This is a genomic window from Formosa sp. Hel1_33_131, from assembly GCF_001735745.1.
GTDB lineage: Bacteria > Bacteroidota > Bacteroidia > Flavobacteriales > Flavobacteriaceae > Hel1-33-131.
The window spans coordinates 548772-572066 of the sequence record NZ_CP017260.1 but is presented as its reverse complement, the minus strand read 5'-3'; the positions used below and the strand labels follow the sequence as shown (position 1 = coordinate 572066).

Here is a 23295-nt window from a genome sequence, read left to right as displayed (position 1 = left end):
TATTTCATGTGTCTTTATCTATAATTTTTAAAAGGTCACATGCTGATCGCTATTAGTCATTCCCATGGGTGATCATAATTTTAGCGTGCTCGTTTCAAAAAATAATAGTAATTTTAGAGTCTGAATCAATTGGATGCAACCACCACTAAAAATAATTGAATGCCCACGAGATGCCATGCAAGGCATCAAGGCGTTTATACCCACCGCCCAAAAAGTTCAGTACCTTCAATCGTTGTTGCGCGTAGGTTTTGACACCATTGACTTTGGAAGTTTTGTATCGCCTAAAGCCATCCCTCAAATGGCTGACACGGCAGAGGTATTGTCCCAGTTAGACCTAAGTACAACCACAAGTAAATTGCTCGCCATTGTAGCGAACAGTAGAGGCGCATTAGCTGCCGCCTCCCATAAAGAAATTGATTTTTTAGGCTATCCGTTTTCAATCTCTGAAAATTTCCAAATGCGAAACACGCATAAAACAATAGCGCAATCTATTGAAACCCTCCAAGAGATTTTAGAAATTGCACAAGCCAACAATAAACGCGTTGTGGTGTACATCTCCATGGCTTTTGGAAACCCCTATGGTGATCCTTGGAATGTTGACATCGTTTCTAAGTGGACGGAGCGCTTGCATAAAATGGGCGTCGAAATACTGTCCTTAAGTGATACCATTGGCAGTTCAAATCCTGAGAGTATTTCCTATTTATTTTCAAATTTAATTCCCGCCTATCCCCATATCGAATTTGGGGCGCACTTGCATACGAACCCTCTGCATTGGCATTCCAAAGTAGATGCTGCTTATAAGGCTGGGTGTTTACGATTTGATGGCGCGATTCAAGGGTTTGGAGGCTGCCCGATGGCCAAAGACGATCTGACAGGTAACATGCCAACAGAAAAATTACTCTCTTATTTCACAGCTCAAAAAGCACTAACCAATTTGAATGCCCTTAGTTTTGAAAGTGCCTATAACGAAGCCACAAAAATTTTCTCTGTTTACCATTAACAATAGAGGTGTCTAAAAAGGTTTGCTTTGTCAATCTAAACCTGACTACCGTCAGGTAGGTTCAGAATGACAGATTTACTACTTTTTTTAGACAGCTTTTTTGAGGTTTTTAATTCTTTTAGTTTAGAATCTAAAGTCCAGGCCTCCGTAGATCCCAAAAGGATGTCCAGGGCGTAAGCCAGCAGGTACTTTTGCAACTGCATAGGTTTTGTCTAAAACATTAATAATTTTAGCCGAAAAACTAAACCTTTTTGTCACATGGTATTTCCCTACAAAATCGATGATAAAGTTAGAAGTAATCCCATTAGCAGCGTTGACCGCATCTGCACTCGCCTCGGTTTTAAAAGCACCATTCAAACGCCCACTCAAGTTCAACTCAAACTTCGCATGCTCTAAAGATATAGAAGTGTTAAATTGATGCTTGGCGATATAAGGCAACTCGTCACCACTTTGAACTTCACCCCACAAACCGTCATCACTTCCAAAACTATTTAAAAAGGTCGCATCTGTGAATGTGTAGCCGAAAGTAACAGGCAGCGCATAAGACGTATTCTTTTGGAGTAGATCATAATTTAGCAGTAATTCAATTCCTTTCACGCTCACTTCTCCAGCGTTAAATTGCTCTAACGACCCAGTACCGCCAGAAGCTGCTAAATCACTCCCTAACAAGTTGCTGTAATCGTTGTAAAACCCAACGACCTCTCCGCGTAATCCTTTGAAGTTGAAACGCGACCCTAATTCGTAATTGATACTTTCTTCGGATTCTTGTCCAACTGTATTTCCAGGAGGCGAAAAGCCTTTATGCACCCCACCAAATACCGAAGTCGAATTGTTGAATTTATAATTGAACCCGATGCCAGGAATAAAAATAGCGACTTTATTTTCTCTACTAGAAATGTCAACTCCAGTTCTGCTAGGGTCACTAGTTCCAAAATTGTCTCTTCCCAATACAATATCTTCGTAACGCAATCCAGGCGTTATAGTGATGTTTTTATATTTTAATTTATACAAAATAGACCCTGCAAAAGCCGTTGCTTTACTGATGCGGTTGGCATCACTTCCTGGTGCGCCTGCGGAAGTTAAATTCATCTGTCCGTCCGTAATGCTGTAACCATCTTTCCACTGAAAACGGTCTTCCTCATCATAATGGTAACGCAATCCAATTTCAATATCATGAAATACATTTGCACTGTCCCAATGGAAGTCCAATTTAGTCTGCACCCCTTTAGAGAGGTAACTTCGGTTGTTTGCTTTTAAGACGAATGCATCCGCAGCTGAGTTAGACGTCCCATTGACAATATCCATATAGCTAGGATAATCTTGAGGTGCCTCAAGTATTTTAGAAATCTTCACTTTGTCACCGCCAAAGACCACGTCATTTAGTTTATACCAATTCCGTGAGAAATCGTTATAATAAGCGTTGCTCGTAACTCTTAAGAATTTAGATACCTCTATTTTATGAGTCACCATAAATTGAAGGTGCTCATTCGTCATTTTATCTTTTTGGGAACCTGCATAGCGATCGAAAGGATTGGACTCAAAATCTTCAGTGGTTAACCCAAGATACGTTTCATTGGAAGTTTCATCGGAATATTGAAATTTAAATTCAAGCGATTGATTAAATTTTGTATCCTGTTTATTTTGAAGTCGAAACTTGGCCACCACATCATTTTTGTCAAAGCCAGTATTGTCACCATTAGGTAAGTTTTTAAAACCATCCGAATTGTTATTTAGATACTCAAGAGAATACCCAAGATTGGTTTTAGAATCTCCAATTTTTAAATGGGTTTGACTGGTGTTAAAGCTCCCGTAACTTGATTTTATACTCCCTCTAAAAGTATCAGGAATTTGCGTACTTACCAAATTAATAGCACCTCCAGTTGTAAACGGACCATACTGTATTTGACTGCTTCCTTTTAGAATTTCAACAGCTTGCATTCTGGCAACCGAAGGGAAATAATAAGCGGCTGGCGCACTGTAAGGAGCTGGCGCAATCAAAACGCCATCTTCCATGATGGATATTTTTGCACTTCGTTCTGGAGAGGTTCCACGAAGACTGATGTTTGGACGCAATCCATAGCCATCTTCTTCGTAAATATTCACACCAGGCACTGATTTCAAGACTCTATTGATATCTGAGTAAGAGAATTTTTCTAATTCTTCTGGTGAGAGGTAAAAAGACGATCCTGTTCTGTTTTTAGCTTCATATTTACTGCCAAAAATAACTTGCGAATTGATGAAAACAGGTTCCAATTTTTGAATTGAATCTGTTGCTTTAGTGGATTCTTGGGCGTTTAAAATGCCAATTCCTAGTAGGGTAAGTTTGAGTAAGTTTTTCATTTTATTTAGACTGATTAAAAATAGCGTTCAATTTCAGCCGCAAAGTTACAAATGAATTTTAGTTTCACAAAGCTTATTTAGAATAAATAAAGATAAAAAAATTAAAAATCTGTAATTCAGTATTTTAAAGGGTATCAATATTTAGTTCAATAAAAAATAGCAACTTAATAGCATTGTTTTATGCCATTAGATATGTGAATTCATGGTTTTTGTTAAATAATAGAGTATTATGCCTTATTGAACTAAAAAAAATCTTAAATTTGCATGCAATTATAAGCTATTTGCTATGAATGCACATCTATCCAAAATTGTCGGCGAAGGTCTTACTTACGACGACGTCCTTTTAATACCAGCCTATTCAGAAATACTACCACGTGACGTGAGTATTAAATCTAAATTCACCAGAAATATTTCGTTGAATGTTCCGATCAGTTCGGCAGCAATGGACACCGTTACCGAAAGTAAAATGGCCATTGCCATGGCGCGTGAAGGCGGTATTGGTGTGTTGCATAAAAACATGACCATTGAACAACAGGCCATTAAGGTTCGAAAAGTAAAACGTGCTGAAAGTGGTATGATTATCGATCCAGTGACCTTGCCATTAGATGCGACGGTGAAAGATGCACAGATGAGCATGAAAGAACACAGCATTGGCGGAATTCCAATCATTGATAAAGACGGCTACTTAAAAGGGATTGTTACCAATAGAGATTTACGTTTCGAAAAAGAAAGCAACCGTCCTATTACTGAAATTATGACCACCGAAGGTTTGGTCACCACTTCTGAAGGAACTTCCTTACAACAAGCAGAGGTCATTTTACAAAAGAAAAAAATTGAAAAACTTCCTGTAGTGGATGCCAACTTTAAACTCGTTGGTCTTATCACTTTTAGAGATATTACAAAACTTACGCAGAAACCAATTTCTAACAAGGATAGCTACGGCAGACTCAGAGTTGCCGCAGCCATTGGCGTCACACAAGATGCCGTGGAGCGTACCGCCGCCTTGGTGAAATCTGGAGTGGATGCCGTTATTATTGATACGGCTCATGGACATACCAAAGGAGTTGTGAGTGTTTTAAAACTAATCAAAGCAAAATTCCCAGACCTTGATGTGGTGGTTGGAAACATAGCCACAGCCGAAGCTGCTAAATATTTAGTAGAAGCTGGTGCCGATGCGGTTAAAGTCGGCATAGGTCCAGGATCTATCTGTACAACGCGTGTGGTTGCAGGTGTTGGATTCCCACAATTTTCCGCCGTACTTGAAGTTGCAGCAGCACTGAAAGGATCAGGCGTGCCCGTCATTGCAGATGGAGGGATTCGATATACCGGAGACATTCCAAAAGCAATAGCTGCCGGTGCTGATTGTGTGATGCTAGGATCGCTCTTAGCAGGAACCAAAGAATCGCCGGGAGAAACCATCATCTACGAAGGTCGTAAATTCAAATCGTACCGAGGAATGGGCTCTGTAGAAGCTATGAAGGAAGGTAGCAAAGACCGTTATTTTCAAGATGTTGAGGACGATATAAAAAAATTGGTTCCCGAAGGAATTGTAGGGCGTGTCCCTTACAAAGGAGATCTGTATGAAAGTATCCACCAATTTATTGGAGGCATCAGAGCAGGGATGGGCTATTGCGGTGCTAAAGACATTCAAACACTTAAAGAGACAGGTCGTTTTGTAAAAATTACTTCCTCAGGAATTAGTGAAAGCCATCCGCACAACGTTATGATTACAAAAGAGGCACCTAACTACTCTAGATAGTAAGCTCCCTTTTCATTTTTTTTAAGGCATAAGGAATTTACATTTGTAGTCTCCCTTATAATTAGTATTTTTGATTTTCATAAAAATTTTCAACATGCAAAAAACGTTCCTATTTCTAAGCATTTCCTGCTTTTCATTTCTTTTGTCAAATGCTCAAATAACAGATGACGATGTCTTACTGACCATTTCGGGGGAGTCTGTCTCGGCAAATGAATTTGTGAGAGTTTACAATAAAAATTTAAACTTAGTTCAAGATGATTCTCAAAAGGAAGTCAATTCATATTTAGAGTTGTTTGTGAATTATAAATTAAAATTAACAGAAGCAAAAGCATTGCGATACGACAAAGATCCTGTGTATCTAAATGAATTCAAGTCCTATAAAGACCAATTGACTCAATCCTATTTGACCGACAAAAATGTGACGGACGATTTAATTCGTGAAGCTTATGACCGAACTGAAAATGAAGTCAAAGCGCAGCACATCTTAATCTTATTGGATGAGGTTGAAACAGATACCTTAGCAACATATTCAAAAATTCAAGCCTATAGAGAGCGTTTTGTAAATGAAGATTTTGAGTCTCTCAAAAAAGAACTCCACAATGGTAAATCTATTTTTGTGGAAGATTTAGGATATTTTTCTGCTTTTAAAATGGTTTATAATTTTGAATCGGCGGCTTATGCAACTGAAGTTGGCGGCGTTTCCCAACCCTTCCGAACCAGATTTGGATTTCATGTCGTTAAAGTTTTAGAAAAACGCAAGTCAAGAGGGCAGGTGACTGTGGCTCATATCATGATAGCCAATACACAAAAAGACAGTACACTCGTGCCAGAGGAGCGCATCCAAGAATTACACCGATTGGTACTACAAGGCGATGATTTTGCAGACCTCGCAAAACAATTCTCAGATGATAAAAGCAGTTCAATGCGTGGTGGGGAACTCAGCCCTTTTAAGTCAGGTCAAATAAATTCTGAGATTTTTGAAACAACAGCTTTTGAACTCAGTCCTTCTAATATGATATCTGAACCAATTCAAACGCAGTTTGGATGGCACATACTAAAATACATTAATAAAAAACCCGTACAATCTTTTGAAGAATTACAGCTAGAGTTAAATAGCAAAATTGGAAAAGATTCGCGCTCACAACTCGTAAAAGCAAAAATGTTGGAGCAATTATTGGCGGAATATCAAATTGAAAACCCAAATTCTAAGCTCGCGAATTTCGAATCAAATCTTTTCTTTAATGCGTCTCAAAACGTTTGGGAACTTTCTAAGAATTTTGACAACAACCAATCATTCTTGATCATTAAAAATCAAACGTTCACGCATCAAAACTTTTTAGACTACTTGAACAAAAACCAAAAATTGATCAAAAAAGAATGGTCAAAAGCGGTAGTTGTTAAAAAGCAATATGCTTCCTTTTTAGAGCAATCTGTATTCAAATACAAAGAAGATAATTTAGAAAATGAAAACAAAGAATTTGCACATATTCTTGATGAATACAGAGAAGGCTTGTTGTTATTTGAATTGATGCAAGACAAAATTTGGGAAGGTGCTAAAAACGACTCTATAGGCTTGCAAGAATTTTACAATGCCAACAAACAAAACTATGTATGGCCTGATAGAATTGAAGGGTCTGTAGCACGATCATCAGATGAGAAGCACATCAAAAAGGTTCGCAAGTATTGGAAAAAAAATCAGTCCAATGAAATGATTGATGAAGCACTAAACAAAGAGCAGCAAAACGTCATATTTTCTAATGGTGAATTTGAACTAGGACATCCGACATTGCCTAAAACTCTTGAATTTAAAACAGGACTTTCTAAAGTGATTGAAGAAAATTCAAATTTTTATGTTGTCAATGTCACAGCTTTGAAACCAACCACTCAAAAAACTTTTGAGGAGGCTCAAGGACAACTGATTGCTGACTATCAAATTGCGTTAGAATCCGAGTGGATTCAAGAATTACGGACTAAATTCAAAGTCGATATCAATGAGGACGTACTCGCAAAAGTGAACGTCTTAATTTCTAAATAATTTTGAAACATCTCAATCAACTATTAGGGCTTTCTTTTTTGATGTTGGCGGCGTGTAATTTACGACCAGCTCCCACAGAAGCGAACCCTTTAGCGCGAGTCAACGATGCATTTTTGTTTGAAACCGACATCGATTTTAGTTTTGTAGAAGGACAAACTGAGTCGGACAGTATTATTTATGTTCAAAATATTATTAATAATTGGGCCACCACCCAACTCCTCATTGACGGTGCAAATTTAAACCTAACAAAAGAGACGCAAACGGAGTTTGAACAACTGGTCCAGCAATATAAAAGTGATCTTTATACCTCTGCCTATGTAGAAGCCTTGGTAAATAAGAACTTGGATACTTCCATAACAGATCAGGAATTAGACGAAGTGTATTCTAGTAACAAACAGCTTTTTGTTTTGAAAGAAGACCTTTTAAAAATGAGATATGTGAATGTGAACTCAAAACTATCCAATTTAGAAGAAGTTAAAAAACGATTCAAGCGGTTCAATGCGGAAGACAAAACGCGCTTAGACTCTATATCCATCCAGTTCAATTCATTTTATTTGAAAGACTCCATTTGGATAAAATCCGAACAAGCAATTTCTAAAATCAACCCCTTACAAATAGGATTTAATAAAGTACTGTTAAAAAAACCGAATTTTATACAGCTCAAAGATTCTTTAGGGTTATATTTGATGCAGATTAATGAAGTTTTAGAGCGAGGAAGTCAAGCTCCTATGGAGTATGTATTGCCAACCTTGAAACAAATAGTCATTAATAACCGAAAGTTAAAACTCATCAAACAACTAAAAAGTGATATAGTTAATGATGCCATTAAAAATAAAAAATTTGAAATTTATAATTAAGTCTTACGTACTCGGGTTCTGTTTTTTGACAACCCTTTCTTCTTTTTCACAAGAAATTATTGAAGAGTCTGTTGAGGTCGAAGCACCAAAAATGACGGTCATTGATTCTGTAAAGGATTCAATGAAACGCGTCAAGCTTGACGGTGTTGCTGCTGTGATCGGTGATTTTGTCATCTTAGATTCCGATATTGACAAGCAATTCACCCAACTAGAAGCAGGTGGTATTTCTACTGAAGACATTACCCGTTGTCAGCTTTTTGGTAAACTGTTAGAAGACAAACTATACATTCATCATGCCATTCAAGACAGTCTAGAAGTGAATGATGCGGAGGTTAAATCCTATGTAGATCAACAGTTAGAAGGCTTTGCAGAGCAGATCGGTTCTATGGAAAAACTGATTGCTTACTACAAAAAATCTTCTGAAAAAGAACTCAGAGATGAAATGTTTGAGTTGAACAAAAACGGCAAGATGGCATCCATGATGCAACAAACTATTGTGGAAGAAATTGAAGTGACTCCAGACGAAGTACGTCAGTTTTTCAATAAAATCGCAGAAGATGAACGACCGCAGTTTGGTACTGAAATGCGAGTTGCTCAAATTGTAGTGATTCCAGAAACAACCAAAGTAGAAGTTGATAAAGTAATCAATCGTTTGAATGAATTCAGAGCCGATGTCTTGGACAACGGTGCAAGTTTCACCACCAAAGCTGTTCTTTATACCGAAGATCCAGGGTCGAAACGAACCGGAGGAAAATACACTCTTAACAGGAAACGTCCTGTAATGGCCAAAGAATTTAGAGAAGTCGCCTTTTCATTACAAGAAGGTGAAGTGTCCAAACCCTTCAAAACAGATTTTGGTTATCACATCATTCAATTGGAAAAAATTAGAGGTCAAGAATACGATGTCAGACATATTTTATTAATTCCAAAAGTGACTTCGGTAGCCATCAAAGAAGCCAAAGAAAGACTTGAAAAAGTAAGACAAAGCATTGTCGATGGTGAAATTACATTTGCAGACGCAGCTAAAGAAGCGAGTGACGAAAAAGAAACGAAGTTTGACGGCGGACAACTTCGAAACCCAGAAACGCAAGATTATAATTTTGAACTCACAAAAATGGATCCTGAGTTGTATGCTCAAATCCAGAATCTAAAAGACAACGAAGTCAGTCCAGTCTTTAAAGATGAAGATCGCATCAACCCTGTGAAATTTAAAATTTTGACGGTTACTGCACGTGTCGATGAGCATGAAGCTACCTTTGCACAGGATTACTTAAAAATTAAAGCCCTTGCACTTCAAGAAAAACAATTGAGTGCGATTGAGAAGTGGCAAGCAGAAAAAATAATGGACACTTATATTAAAATTAATGGTGAGTTACGTAGCTGTGATTTTAATAGTAACTGGTTTAAAATTAACTAAGCGATGTCAGATGTTGCGTCTTTAAAACAACACCTCCAGAAGTACGAGACTTTAAAGCAAGAAATTTCTAAAGTCATTGTAGGTCAGGATGCCGTCATAGAACAAATTCTAATCTCCATATTTTCCGGGGGTCATTCCTTGTTAGTCGGCGTTCCCGGACTGGCAAAAACCTTAATGGTTAATACCATTGCCAAAGCACTTGGATTGGATTTTAAACGCATCCAATTTACTCCAGACCTTATGCCTAGCGATATCTTAGGAAGTGAGATTTTGGACAACGATCGTCAATTCAAATTCATTAAAGGCCCAATTTTTTCAAACATCATACTGGCCGATGAAATCAATAGAACGCCACCAAAAACACAAGCAGCGCTTTTAGAAGCGATGCAAGAACGGTCGGTGACCATTGCAGGACATCATTATAAATTAGATGCGCCTTACTTTGTATTGGCAACTCAAAACCCGATTGAGCAAGAAGGAACCTATCCGTTGCCCGAAGCACAATTGGACCGTTTTATGTTTTCCATCAATCTAACCTATCCAAGTTTTGAAGAAGAGGTTCAAGTAGTGAAACTAACAACCGCTAACGCACAGTCGGACGTTGCTGTTGTGTTTTCTGCGAATGAAATTTTAGAATTTCAAGCACTCATCCGAAAAATTCCAGTGGCAGATAATGTGATTGAATACGCTGTTAAAATGGTTGGTAAAACCCGTCCAGATTCTTCGGAAGCGATTCCAGTAATTAAACAATACGTTGATTGGGGAGCAGGGCCAAGAGCCTCTCAAAACCTAATCTTAGCTGCCAAAACCTATGCGGTCATCAAAGGGAAACTTTCACCAGACATCGAAGACGTGCAAGCTGTTGCAATTAGCATTCTTCGCCACAGAATTATCAAGAATTACAAGGCTGAAGCCGATGGAATTTCTATAGAGTCCATTATTAAAAGTTTATTCTAATCTCACCTTTGTCATTTTTTTGACGTATTTACCCCTTTAAAATTACTAATAATATATTTTTTAAAAGAGAAGTTTACGTTTAATTAAAATCTAAAAGTAAACACGTCTTATTCACTTTTTAATTGAATATAATTTTATTTAATTCGTACTTTTACGAACGATTATTACGAAATAAAATTATTTAGATTATGGCTTTCGATATAAATATTATTAAAGAAGTGTACCGTCAAATGCCGGCACGCATTGAAAAAGCACGTCAACTTGTTGGACGTCCGCTTACGTTATCAGAAAAAATTCTTTACAGTCACCTTTGGGATGACAAATCAACCAAAGCATACGAGCGCGGAAAAGACTATGTGGATTTCGCACCGGATCGAATTGCCTTACAAGATGCAACGGCTCAAATGGCGTTGTTGCAATTTATGCAAGCAGGTAAAAGTAAAGTAGCGGTACCTACCACGACACACTGTGATCATTTAATTCAAGCAAAAAACGGAGCTGGAACTGATTTACAAAGTGCTTTAAACACGAGTAATGAAGTTTTTAACTTTTTAGAATCAGTCTCAAACAAATACGGATTAGGATTTTGGAAACCAGGCGCAGGGATTATTCACCAAGTGGTGTTAGAAAACTATGCGTTCCCTGGTGGAATGATGATTGGAACTGATTCGCATACCGTGAATGCGGGTGGATTGGGAATGATTGCCATTGGTGTTGGTGGAGCAGATGCTGTGGATGTGATGGCAGGAATGGCTTGGGAATTAAAATTTCCAAAACTAATCGGCGTTAAATTAACTGGGAAACTTTCCGGTTGGACTGCACCCAAAGATGTCATTTTAAAAGTAGCAGGCATTGTTTCTGCAAAAGGAGGAACTGGAGCTGTTGTAGAATATTTTGGCGAAGGTGCTATCGGAATGTCTTGCACAGGAAAAGGAACCATTTGTAATATGGGAGCAGAAATAGGAGCAACCACTTCTACTTTTGGGTATGACGAATCAATGGAGCGTTATTTACGTGCGACCGATAGATCAGATGTTGCAGATGCTGCAAATACAGTAAAAGAACATTTAACTGGAGATGCTGAAGTATATGCAAATCCAGAACACTATTTTGATCAAGTCATTGAAATCAATTTATCAGATTTAAGTCCTTTATTAAACGGTCCTTTTACACCAGATTTATCTACAAAAGTAGGTTCAGACATGAAGACCATTGCAACTAAAAACGAATGGCCTTTAAAAGTTGAATGGGGATTGATTGGATCTTGTACGAATTCTTCTTATGAAGATTTATCAAGAGCTGCTTCTATAGCTCAACAAGCCTTAGACAAAGGTTTAGGGATCAAAGCTGAATTTGGAATCAATCCAGGTTCTGAAAAAGTACGTTATACAGCAGACAGAGACGGAATCTTAAGTGTTTTTGAACAATTGGATGCAAAAATTTTCACCAATGCTTGTGGCCCTTGTATTGGGCAATGGGCACGCTACGAAGACCCTAAAAATGCACCAAAAAACTCAATCATTCATTCTTTCAATAGAAACTTTGCAAAACGTGCAGATGGAAATCCAAACACACATGCCTTTGTTGCTTCACCAGAAATGGTGGCTGCAATTACCATTGCAGGTCGTTTAGATTTTAATCCTATGACAGATGCTCTAATCAATAAAGATGGTGAAAAGGTGATGTTAGACGAGCCAACAGGATGGGAATTACCTCCAAAAGGTTTTGAAGTAAAAGACGATGGATATCTTGCTCCCGAAGAAGATGGAAGTGGAGTCGTGATCAATGTGAATCCAGAATCTGAAAGATTACAATTATTAGCGCCTTTTGAGCCGATTGGGAATACAATTGACGGAGCAAAATTGTTAATCAAAGCGCACGGAAAATGTACGACCGATCATATCTCAATGGCGGGACCATGGTTGCGTTATAGAGGGCATTTAGACAATATTTCTAACAACTGTTTGATTGGTGCTGTAAATGCATTCAATATGAAAACTAATTTTGTAAAAAATCAATCAGGTGGGGAGTACGACGCAGTGCCTTTAACGGCAAGAGCCTATAAAGCAGCCAATATAAAAACAATTGTTGTTGGGGATCATAATTATGGTGAAGGATCATCAAGAGAACACGCGGCGATGGAGCCACGTCACCTTGGAGTCGCTGCAGTGATTGTAAAATCATTTGCACGTATTCACGAAACCAACCTTAAAAAACAAGGAATGTTAGGTTTGACTTTTGCAACAGAATCGGATTACGATTTAATTCAAGAAGACGATACTTTTAATTTTGTGGACTTAAATGCATTTGCACCTGGTAAACCCTTAACCATTGAAGCGATTCATGCGGATGGTTCTAAGGATGTTATTATTGCAAACCATACGTATAACGATTCTCAAATAGAATGGTACAATGAAGGTTCTGCATTGAACTTGATAAAAAAACAAAATGCCTAAGAAGTGAATTAACTCACCTTAGTATTCCGAAAGTTAGTTGTGACTTTCGATAAAAATTAAATCGAGACCCTTTTAAATATAAGAAAGGTCTCGATTTTTTTGTGCATTTGTCAGTTCGAGTGTTTTTTGTTTTACAAAAAATGTATCAGACAAAGTATTAAGAATTAAAACAAAACCTAAGAACCCTCAGCATCTGGTCACAAGGGACTTAAGTCCCTTGATTTTATATGTACTGGTGGTTGTGTGATTACATTGAGTTTACTTGCCGAAGGTAGGAAGTCCTGCCTGTCGGCAGACAAGCTTTTCTAACGAAGGTATGCTTGTTTCAGATTCTGAAACAAATTATATTTCAGTTCATTGAGATTCTGAAACAAACCTGCCTACCGTCAGGCAGGTTCAGAATGACAGATTTTCTACTTTTTAGACAGACTCGTTTTTACGAAATTTCTTCACAAAAAACTCCGTCAAAAACAAATTACATAGAATCATGGTATAGGCATAAATACTATCTTCTACAGGGATAGTTCCCATTCGAATGCCTAAGTTTTCGGCATTGTTGTACCAGACTACTTGATTGTCAATAAAGCTGCCGGTTAAGATACCATTCACAATAAAAAACGGAATCAACATCACCAAAAAAGTCAAGAAAAAATGTTGTAGCAATTTAAGATTGTATTTATAAACAAGAACCGTTAACGGAATCGCCAAGCCAAAATTAATCACTGTGTACCATTTGTCATAATTGACAACAGCAAGGATGAACAACAGAAGTATAAGAAGTATACTGACCCTTTTTGTGGCTACCGCATTGACTTTTAAATTCGGAAAATAGAGGAGGAGTGCATAGTGTGTAAACACACAAGCAAAAGGAATACAAATGAAAAACAACCATTCTTCAATAGGGAGACTAAAAAGTTTGATGCCTAAAAAGTAAGTGTCGTTAAACCCCCAAATTCCATTCATTGTGAAAATCACATCCCAAGGGATAAAAATCCCCATTGTTAGGAGGATCGAAACGAAGATCCATAAAAACCGTTTGTGGAGTTGTAGCCTCGGATGAAAACTATACAAAAATGGCACTGAAACCGACCCTAAGTTTAATAAAAGATAGAGTGTGTTCATCCGTTAGCGTTTAAAATATTTGAAGGGTACAAACAACATTCCAAAACATTCGCCATCGCCTTTTCCGAGGTGTTTGTGATGTATTTTGTGTGCACGTCTCAGCCCTTTTGCGTACCAATTATTGGCGTTTCTAAAAAACTTGAAACGTTGATGAATAAAAATATCATGCACTATAAAATAAGTAGCGCCATACGCCATAATTCCCAAACCGATCGGAAGTCCTGCCCAAAAGCCTTCGTAACTCCAGAAATAAAAACAGGTCATACTAACGACTGCATAGAAGATAAAAAAGGCATCATTACGCTCAAACCAACTTTTGTGATCTTTGTGATGGTGGTCTTTGTGAAGCTTCCACAAAAAACCATGCATGATGTATTTATGTGTAAACCACGCCATAAACTCCATGGCCGAAAAGGTTCCCAAAAAAACGAGTATCCATAAGAATGTATTCATAATAAAGGCTATAATAGATTGAGTTGATATTTGACATAACTACGGGTGAGCAGTTCTACTTTTTTATAATCAGGGACTCGAATTCGGGTACTTTTGATTTCGAGTGCAGGGGTTGTTTTTAGTTTTTTAAGCAGTTGATTGTAATAACGGTACGCCATAAAAACACCAAACTTAGCTTCTAAAGGCAGTTGTTTAATCCCTTTCAATCCTTCAGCGAAATCATTTTCAATATCGTCAATAATTGCCTTTTTAGAGATTTCATCTAAATTATTTAAATCCGTGTTAGGAAAGTATGTTCGATTCAATTCATCGTGATCTGCTTTTAAATCTCTCAAGAAATTTACTTTTTGAAATGCAGAGCCCAACGCCATAGCTGTTTTCTTGAGCGACTCATAGCGTTTATCATCCCCTTTTACAAAGACTTTTAAACACATCAGACCAACCACATCGGCAGAGCCATAAATGTAATTTTTATATTCTTCATCCGTGTGATAGACCGTCTTATGCAAATCCTGACGCATTGAATTCATAAAAGCATCTACCATGTCTTTATCAATAGCGTAGGTATGATAGGTGTGTTGAAAGGAATTCAAAATAGGGTTGAGGCTGATTTTATTAATAAGTGCCGCTTCTAAATCTGCTTCAAATTGAATGAATAACGCTTGTTTGTCATAGTCGTGAAATGAATCTACAATTTCATCCGCCAAGCGTACAAAGCCGTAGATATTATAAATATCCTGACGAATCGAGTTCGACAGCATTTTTGTGGCCATCGAAAACGAGGTGCTATAGGTCTGAGTAATAATCCGACTACAGTCTTGTGATACAGCATCAAATATGGACTTCATAAACTTAAATTTTAAATTTTTTAACTAAGCTGCTTAACATTTGTCTAGCATCTTTTGTATAAGTTCTGAGGTCAGTTTTCCGGAGATTAGAGAAGGGGGCACTCCTGGTCCAGGGACGGTCAATTGTCCTGTAAAATATAAATTCTTGACTTTGTTACTTTTTAATTTCGGTCTTAAAAAGGCCGTTTGTAATAGTGTCATTGCCATTCCGTAGGCGTTTCCTTTGTATGAATTGTATTCAGATTTAAAGTCGTCAACACAAAAGGATTCTCTAAATATAATATTATTTTGAATCGATTGCTTTGTTTTTTCTTCAAATCTTTCAATTATCTTTTCAAGATAGTGGCTTCTGAGCTCAGGAGTGTCCTCAATATTTGGAGCGATTGGCATCAAAATAAACAAGGCTTCACAACCTTTTGGTGCCATTGAAGGATCTGTTTTTGATGGAACATTGGCATAGAACAACGGATGGCTAGGCCATTTTGGATCGTCGTATATTTCTTCGGCATGCTTCTCAAAATCAGCATCAAAAAACAAATTGTGATGTTCTGCGTTTTTAAGTTTTTTATCCAATCCAATATAAAATAGCAAGGAGGAAGGCGCAAATACTTTTTTGTCCCAATACGTTTCAGAATGTTGTCGGTATGCTGCGTCTAGCAAAGTTTCGGAATGGTGATAGTCTGCACCACTGAGTACAATGTCAGATTCTATAAACACATCTTTGGTCACAATTCCGCTCACAGTAGTCTTGTCCACCACAATTTTATCTACAGGGTGGTTGGTGTGAATTTGCACTCCCAACTCTACAGCTAAGGCTTCCATTGCCTTGATGATTTCATACATGCCACCTCTTGGATGCCAAGTCCCTAAACCAAAATCGGCATAATTCATAAAACTAAAAAACGAAGGGGTTTTAGTCGGTTTGGCTCCTAAAAATAGGGAGGGAAATTCAAGTGTTGAAATTAACTTTGGATTGCTAAAGTTTTTTCGAACTTCGTGACTGATGGTTTTGAAAAACTGATCTAAGCGCTTCACAGTATCTTTTGTAACTAATTCTAAAGGAGAGACTCCTGGCGCATTGTACAAGATTTTATTGACAGCAATTCCGTAATTGCTTTGTGCTTTGTCTATGAATTTTTTAAGCTTGAGGCCACTTCCTTTTTCGATGCGTTCAAATTCTGCACAAATTTTATCCATAGAATCTCCGATGGTGATAATCTCATCGTCGAAAAATATTTTATAAGCGGGGTCTAGTTTGTCAATGTGGTAGTAGTCAGACGTTTTTTTACCAAAATCGCCAAAAAAGCGATCAAATACATCCGGCATCCAATACCAGGAAGGACCGATATCAAAAGTGAATCCATCTTTTTTTAGTTGGCGTGCACGACCGCCCACAGTACTGTTTTTTTCATAGACGGAGACCGTATGTCCCGCTTGTGCTAAATAGCAGGCTGCAGACAAGGATGAAAACCCAGAACCAATAATTTGTATTGTTTTTTTCATTTAGCGTATAAAAATAAGCAAAAGCCAATACAGTTAGTATGTGTCTAACGATTTTTTACAAATCTTTAACTAAATTCTTGATAGATTTATAGAGTTTCATCTGTTTTGGAAGTTTTTTGGGTTTAGAATCTATAAAACGTGTTCCAAGTAACCGCACCGAATTAGTAGTGTTTTTAATTACTTCCGTATAGAGTTTTTTCAAATAACCTTCAACCTCTTCAGGGTTTGGTTTGATGGTGAAATAAGAGACGTATGTAATGTCTTCATAAAGAGCGTTAAGAAGGGTAAGGTCCTCAATAGGGACACTTTCACCAAGATAAATTGTGTGGTATCCACGACTCAAAAGTTCGTAGTTTATAAACAAAAGTCCAATATCATGAATTTCATTGAGTGGTAAAAACAACACAAACGTTTTTGTATCAGGTTTCGGGTTTGAACTTTGTATGCGCTCAATATGAATCAACACTTTTTGTCGAATATGAACAGATAAAAAATGCTCATGGGAAGGCTTGATAGTGAGTGTTTGCCATAAAAAACCGATGTCTTGTATGATGGGAATGAAGAGTTCGTAAAAAATTTCACGAAAGCTTTTTTCCTCTAACAAACGGTTATAGGTGTTGTAAAAAAGTGCTTGGTCAAAATTTAGCATCGCCAGTTTAAAGGCATTAAAGGCATGTGGTTCCGTATTTCCTAAATACGAAACCTCTTTTACTTTTGCTGCAATTTGAAACTCATCAAGTACTGCAATTCTAGAGACTTTATAGCCATTACTGTTTAAGAAACTAATGTTCATCAGCTTTTGTAAGCTTCTTAAATTGTAAGTCCTAATGTTGGTGTCTGTGCGTTCTGGCACGAGAAGATTGTAGCGTTTCTCCCATATACGAATGGTATGGGCTTTAATTCCAGAAAGATTTTCTAAGTCCTTTATGCTAAAGGAGGTTTTAATTGTGTTCATGTTTTAATAAGATTTGGGTCAACTAAACTAATCAAAAAAACATTAAAAACAAAATGTTGAACTTAAATAATACAAAAGTGCGCACGAGAAGACTCGAACTTCCACGGGAATAATTCCCACTAGCCCCTCAAGCTAGCGCGTCTACCAATTCCGCCACGTGCGCATTATGAATGTTAAAGTTGAGAGTTTGTGTCTCAGTTTTAGATTGTGATTAAAAATCAGCCAAAACTCTTTAACAAAATCCTTGCTTGCAAATAAAACCGTCCCGTTCTATAGTTTTTCTTTTTTTCAAAATGAAGACTGATGACCTCCCCAAATTTAGTTTTTTGTTCTAATAAATAGACAAGTTGATTGATGTTGTTATAAGTGCCTTCAAGCGTGAAATCATAGGTTTTGATCACTAAGTTATCATTTGTAGAGACGTGGGGTTCTAGAAAATCAACCACCTTTAATGCGTTATTACTGGCGTAGGTATTGATGACTTTAAGAAGATTGTTTTGAATCGAAGACCCACCCAATTGGAACCTTGTTAAGAGCGAATCATAATAAACATTTTTTTGTTTTAACAAGGCTAATTGCTGGGGTGCACTTTTGAGAGATACAGCCTCATTTGCTAAATGGGTATGTTGTTCTTTTAGTTGAAGGGTGTTTTTGATGGCGAGTTGGTAACAAAGGATCAATGCCAAAATAAAAGATACTGTGAGGGCTATATTTTTTTGCTGTTTAGTCATTTCTTATAAGGATAGAAACTTTAAATTCTGATTTTTTGGAACTCGTATTGCGATACTCTACAATAGCAACTTTAGCAATCCACCCCATTTTTTCTAAATGATTAATCCATTCTGAAAAATCAGAGCTCTTAATACAGCTGCCTGAAACGAGAATGTGATCTTCACTTAATTGAATAGGAGCATCTTCTTTAATGCGCCTTAACAAAGGCTGGTAATGGTAGTCTGAGAGCAGAATGGTTTCCGGTAAGCTTTCGATAATAGTATGACTGTAAAACGAGCTTTTAGATCCATTGCTTTTTAGTAAATCATCTACCATTTTCTGTTTTTTGGAGACGGTTTCATTAAGTATAATGATTTGTTTTTTGGTAACTTGATTTATTTCTGAGACTTGCTCCAATTCATTTACGCTATCGAAATGATGATTAAAAAAGAAAAAGTTAATTAATAATAACCCTAAAATAAAGAGACCTCCAAATTTTATAAATAGATTATAAAACCGCGTTTGTTTGTAACTGTCTTCTAAGTGTTTTTTTTCTGTTGAAAAGTTGGTTTCTGTGTTGCTGTTTTTTAAAATAGGTTGGAGGGCTCCCGAAAAAGAGAGCAACTGATGATTGGTCACACTACTGCCATTTATATCATAATTTTCTGAAACAACAGCTCCCTTTTCAATCTGTAAGATGTCATCGTTTTCCAGAGTGATTTTAGCATTAGAACTGTAAATCGTTTCCTCTTGGATAAACTCCATGAGGTTGCTCAGAGAATGATTTCCTAAAGATATATTGAGTATTAAAAGTTGATGTTTCGCATAGGTTTCTACAAGTGTATTTATATAATCTTTCCGACAGATATTTATAAAATGCGAGTTCTTTTGAGAGAGGACTTCAAAATAGAAATCTTCAAGATTGATGTTTGGGAATGCGCTATAAACTAATTTTAAAGCATCCGTTTGTTTATTTTCAATTGTTTTAGAAAGTACTTTGTCATTATTAACGATCAAAACAATATGTTGGTGTTTCGGTAGATGTTTCGATAGATTTTCAATGGTATTATCTTTAAAAGAAGCACTGATGTTGAGCTCTTTTTTAGATTGAAGCAGTACCGTTGCATTTAGAATTTCAGTCTGATTATGGGTGCTGAGTTCAACCCCACAAAAGTGCTTTCCATACTGTAGATATGTCCAAATGGTATTTAGCATTAGTAAATAATGGTGGGTTTGATTAACACAGTTAATTTAGATTTACGACCTTCTCGTACCCGTTTGCTAAACAGCCATTTTATAATGGGGATTCTTGATAAAAAGGGAACTCCCGACCCTGAGTTATTTGTTCGTCGCTCCTCCAGACCTCCTAAAACGACAATGTCTTGATCTCTCACGCGAATAATGGAACTGAATTCTCGAGAGCTAATATCTGGCGGTGCATCTTTTGAAATTCGACCTCTAAAACTGGACTGAATTACAAAAATATCCAAGGTGACTTGTCCATCTCCCGAAACAATGGGTTTGATGGTGAGCCCCAATTCTGCTTCTATAGGCTGGTAGTTTGTAATTTCAGACGTTTGTGGATTGTCATTACCATAAATATTACGTTGGGTAACGGCGTAATAGGAGGTTTGTCCATTTGAAAATCGCGCACGGTGTCCATTTAGCGTTGAGAGTTTGGGAGTGGAGCGCACCTTTAAATTTCCATTGGATTCCATGGCTTTAATTGTTGCGAAAAAATTAGGAATCACTTTCCCTAAGTTAAAAGACCCAAAGCCGTCAAAGCCACCAATAACCTTATTAATAGTGTGTGCGCCTAAGCTAAGGTCTGTTTCTGGATAGATTCCACCGCTAGTGGTTGTTGGCTCTTTTCCAATGCCCCAACTGACTCCTGTTTCTACAATAGCGTTGGTGTTAACCTCAATCATCATAACTTCAATTAAAATAACGGGGACAGGTTTGTCAATTTTAGATATAAAATCCTTGAACCGTCCAATGTTACTGCTCGGGCCATTGACGTAAAAACTGTTGAGTTCATAATCCACTTTAATGTCCAAATCTTTTTTAATTTCATCTGGAAGAATATTCACCAATGCCTCCGCTTTGCTACTGTAATTACTAAAGGATTGATTTGAATTGGTATTCAGTTGTTCTCGGTTACGATTGCTGTAATTATCAATTTGATTCGAATTAGAATTCGTGTTATTTCTTGAGTTTGTATTGGTATTTTGCACTTGACTTCTAGCGTTTCGACTGCTGCTGCGACTGCCGCCTCCGCTTGGGTCTGATAGCAATTCTACAGAACGGTGTTGTAAATGAATGATCGCAACTTCACGAACACTCAACTGATTTTCGGTTCCAAAGAAATAAATGGTGCCTTCTTTTTTGTAGGTAAAATGCTTGGAGCCTTTGGAACTTTTTACATTTGATAATGACCGTTGGTTCGGGTTATTAAAATTTGAATTGTTAGGATTGTTAGGATTTGAAGTTTCGGAAGTTTGAGTCGTTTGTCCTTCAAAAATCTTGGTTAATAGAGCATCAAAAGAAATAGACTTGGCTTTAAAGGTCGCCATACCTGCTTGGTCTAAAGGTGTTGCAGTAAACACATCAATGTTGAGGGCATTGCCAATATCATTGATAATATCAGCAATGGATGTATTGACAAAATCAACTTCTAACAATTGATTTTCTAAGTTGAGCACATTAAAAAAGAAGTTAGAATTCCGGGATCTTGCAGGGCGTTGATTTCCAGAATTGGAAGTATTTGAATTAGAAGTTGTTCCGCTAGGCGAATTATCTTCAAAGAGATAAAACCCATCTTTTGATTGTTCTACATATAAATTATTTGCAAAAGCCATATTGTCCATCGCAGTATCAAAAGGCGTTTGTTGAATATAGGCCGTCAACAATTTAGCTTCAAGACCTGGGGAAAACACTAAGTTTTTCCCAGTTTCATCCATAATGCGTTTGAATACGTCGTAAAGCGAATCTCCTTTCGCATCGATAGAAATGGTCTGATTATTTGGGTCGTAGGTGATGGGAATGACCCGTTTTTCGGGGGTTTCGGGGGTTTCAAAATACTGTTTAATTGAAAGGATGTTTCCTGTAAAATCAATGGTCAAGTTGTATTCTTTACATAAAAATACCAGTAAATCTGCGACGGATACGTCCGTAAAATTATTTGCGATACTAATTTGATTCAGTTCTGGCGACACATTAATATTTACTTTATGAACATCCGAAACCGCTAACAAAAAATTGGAGAGGGTGATGTTGTCAACGTTAATTTCAGTCTTGACATTTTCGGTCAATCCATTCACTTCCGTTGATAACAATTCCAACTGATTTTTGATGTTCAAAATACGTTGATCCGGATTTTGCGCATGAGTGAAACTGCAAATTAATAAGGCAACTATGGGGATTATTTTTTTCATTTTTTAGAGATAAAACTAGGGTAATGACAGCAGCTATATTTTAACTAGAAAGCAGGGTATATACTTCATCTATAGAAGTGACACCGTTGATTACTAGATCTAATGCATTGTCTTTAAGGGTTTTAATATTATTTTTTATACTATAATCTTCAATTTCTAAGGTGTTTTGTTTGATGTGTTCGGTTAAGGCTTTTTGGATCGGCAAAATCTCATAAATCGCCCGTCGTCCTTGATAGCCTGTGTGGTAACAATCGTTACAGCCTTCCGCTTTGAAATGCGTTTTTAAGTTGTTGGGTATTTTAAAATCAGCAGGGAATAACCCTTTTGAGATGGGAGCTTCTTTTTTGCAAACGGGACATAGTTTCCGAACCAAACGCTGCGCAACACTGACGTTTAAGGTGCTGGCGATTAAAAAGGAAGGGATGCCCATGTCAATTAATCTCGAAATCGTTGCCCAAGCCGAATTGGTATGGATGGTGGACAATACCAAATGCCCTGTCAACGCGGCGCGAATGGCCATGTTAGCAGTTTTTACATCCCGAATTTCTCCCACCATAATCACATCAGGATCCTGTCGTAAAAAGGTTCTTAAAGTACTCGAAAAATCCAATCCAATACTTTCTTTAAGCTGCACTTGGTTGATGCCTTCTAGCGTATATTCTATCGGATCTTCAATGGTAAGAATATTAGTTGTTTCGTCGTTCAGAAGCTTCAGGGTGGCATAGAGCGTTGTCGTTTTTCCAGAGCCTGTGGGGCCAGAAATTAAAATAATTCCGTTGGGTTTTTTCAGCGTTTCCGTATAGAGCTTGAGTTCCGAGGCTGTAAATCCCAATTCACTTAAATTAACAAGGGTGGCATCTTTACTTAAAATACGAAGCACAATTTTTTCGCCATGCAGCGTGGGGAGGGTGGACACCCGAATGTCAAATTCATCGCCATTGGCTTTGACCGTGATCCGCCCATCTTGTGGGAGGCGTTTTTCGGAGATGTCTAAATTTGCTTTTATCTTGAGTTTGTTAATAATCACTGGGTATTCTTCCAAAGAAATAAAAAACTGTTCTTTCAATTTCCCATCCAATCGGTAGCGCACGCGACACCTAAATTCATAAGGCTCAAAATGAATGTCACTACTCCCAATATCTTTAGCGGTCAAGAGTAGTTTTTCTAAAAAATCCGTGCTGTAACGCAAGTCTTCTTGGGGGTTTTTAGACTGTGGTCTAAAATTCACACTCAAATACTGTTGTATGTTTTCGGTGGAGTCTTCAAGGAGTTCAATCTCTTTATTTAAGATGATTTGTAATTCCTGTGTCAAATGATCAGACACTTGATCGGATTTAAACGTCAAGCTGCCATTGTGCGCCTCCACAGGAATGATCCGGTAATGGTAGGCTTGCGCACTCGAAATAAGTTGCGATAAATGGGTTGCTATGTGAAAATCTTCGTTCAAA

At 37.4% G+C, this 23295-nt stretch carries 17 protein-coding genes and 1 tRNA gene; 7 read left to right on the top strand and 11 right to left on the bottom strand.

From position 1 onward, the window contains the following. Window positions 1-133: 133 nt before the first annotated feature. Window positions 134-1000, top strand: a complete 867-nt coding sequence (locus FORMB_RS02465) for a hydroxymethylglutaryl-CoA lyase (RefSeq protein WP_069675943.1) — start codon at window positions 134-136, stop codon at window positions 998-1000. Between the two features lie 123 nt (window positions 1001-1123). On the opposite strand, the gene FORMB_RS02460 is transcribed toward FORMB_RS02465, so the two are convergent. Then, window positions 1124-3340, bottom strand: coding sequence for a TonB-dependent receptor family protein (locus FORMB_RS02460; RefSeq protein WP_069675942.1), 2217 nt, complete (start codon window positions 3338-3340; stop codon window positions 1124-1126). Window positions 3341-3626: 286 nt separating this feature from the next. Between FORMB_RS02460 and guaB the strand changes: the two genes are divergently transcribed. The 6 genes from guaB to FORMB_RS02430 all read left to right on the top strand — a co-directional run bounded on the left by guaB (window position 3627) and on the right by FORMB_RS02430 (window position 12821). Beyond that, the gene (guaB, locus tag FORMB_RS02455) at window positions 3627-5099 is read left to right on the top strand and encodes an IMP dehydrogenase (protein WP_069675941.1); all 1473 of its coding nucleotides are present in this window, start codon (window positions 3627-3629) and stop codon (window positions 5097-5099) included. A gap of 94 nt (window positions 5100-5193) precedes the next feature. Next, complete coding sequence (locus tag FORMB_RS02450) at window positions 5194-7134, top strand: peptidylprolyl isomerase (RefSeq protein ID WP_069675940.1); 1941 nt, start codon at window positions 5194-5196, stop codon at window positions 7132-7134. Window positions 7135-7136: 2 nt separating this feature from the next. Beyond that, entirely contained in the window at window positions 7137-7991 is an 855-nt protein-coding gene (locus FORMB_RS02445; protein WP_231925564.1) for a peptidyl-prolyl cis-trans isomerase, read from the top strand. Continuing rightward, window positions 7975-9408, top strand: coding sequence for a peptidylprolyl isomerase (locus FORMB_RS02440; protein ID WP_335583324.1), 1434 nt, complete (start codon window positions 7975-7977; stop codon window positions 9406-9408). Before FORMB_RS02445 ends, FORMB_RS02440 begins: the two co-directional genes overlap by 17 nt. Window positions 9409-9411: 3 nt before the next feature. Next, a complete protein-coding gene (locus tag FORMB_RS02435; RefSeq protein ID WP_069675938.1) occupies window positions 9412-10365 on the top strand; it encodes an AAA family ATPase in 954 nt (317 codons plus the stop codon). A 188-nt stretch (window positions 10366-10553) separates the two neighbouring features. Continuing rightward, window positions 10554-12821, top strand: a complete 2268-nt coding sequence (locus tag FORMB_RS02430) for an aconitate hydratase (protein WP_069675937.1) — start codon at window positions 10554-10556, stop codon at window positions 12819-12821. A gap of 420 nt (window positions 12822-13241) precedes the next feature. Here the strand turns inward: FORMB_RS02430 and FORMB_RS02425 are convergent, their stop codons facing one another. The 10 genes from FORMB_RS02425 to FORMB_RS02380 form a co-directional block, all read right to left on the bottom strand. Next, complete coding sequence (locus FORMB_RS02425; RefSeq protein WP_069675936.1) at window positions 13242-13943, bottom strand: lycopene cyclase domain-containing protein; 702 nt, start codon at window positions 13941-13943, stop codon at window positions 13242-13244. Window positions 13944-13946: 3 nt separating this feature from the next. Then, window positions 13947-14396, bottom strand: coding sequence for a sterol desaturase family protein (locus tag FORMB_RS02420; RefSeq protein WP_069675935.1), 450 nt, complete (start codon window positions 14394-14396; stop codon window positions 13947-13949). An 8-nt stretch (window positions 14397-14404) separates the two neighbouring features. Further along, entirely contained in the window at window positions 14405-15244 is an 840-nt protein-coding gene (locus FORMB_RS02415; RefSeq protein ID WP_069675934.1) for a phytoene/squalene synthase family protein, read from the bottom strand. 33 nt (window positions 15245-15277) lie between these two features. Next, on the bottom strand, window positions 15278-16747 hold the full coding sequence (locus FORMB_RS02410; protein WP_069675933.1) for a phytoene desaturase family protein: 1470 nt from the start codon (window positions 16745-16747) through the stop codon (window positions 15278-15280). A gap of 55 nt (window positions 16748-16802) precedes the next feature. Beyond that, the gene (locus tag FORMB_RS02405) at window positions 16803-17702 is read right to left on the bottom strand and encodes a MerR family transcriptional regulator (protein ID WP_069675932.1); all 900 of its coding nucleotides are present in this window, start codon (window positions 17700-17702) and stop codon (window positions 16803-16805) included. A 78-nt stretch (window positions 17703-17780) separates the two neighbouring features. Next, window positions 17781-17865 (bottom strand) — tRNA-Leu (locus FORMB_RS02400). A gap of 55 nt (window positions 17866-17920) precedes the next feature. After that, a complete protein-coding gene (locus FORMB_RS02395) occupies window positions 17921-18433 on the bottom strand; it encodes a hypothetical protein (RefSeq protein ID WP_069675931.1) in 513 nt (170 codons plus the stop codon). Then, the gene (locus FORMB_RS02390) at window positions 18426-19628 is read right to left on the bottom strand and encodes a hypothetical protein (protein WP_069675930.1); all 1203 of its coding nucleotides are present in this window, start codon (window positions 19626-19628) and stop codon (window positions 18426-18428) included. Before FORMB_RS02390 ends, FORMB_RS02395 begins: the two co-directional genes overlap by 8 nt. Next, window positions 19628-21847 (bottom strand): type II secretion system protein GspD, encoded by a 2220-nt coding sequence (locus tag FORMB_RS02385; RefSeq protein WP_069675929.1) that lies wholly within the window; start codon window positions 21845-21847, stop codon window positions 19628-19630. The genes FORMB_RS02390 and FORMB_RS02385 overlap by 1 nt, the downstream gene beginning before the upstream one ends. Window positions 21848-21887: 40 nt before the next feature. Then, window positions 21888-23294 (bottom strand): GspE/PulE family protein, encoded by a 1407-nt coding sequence (locus tag FORMB_RS02380; RefSeq protein ID WP_231925563.1) that lies wholly within the window; start codon window positions 23292-23294, stop codon window positions 21888-21890. Between the last annotated feature and the right edge of the window lies 1 nt (window position 23295).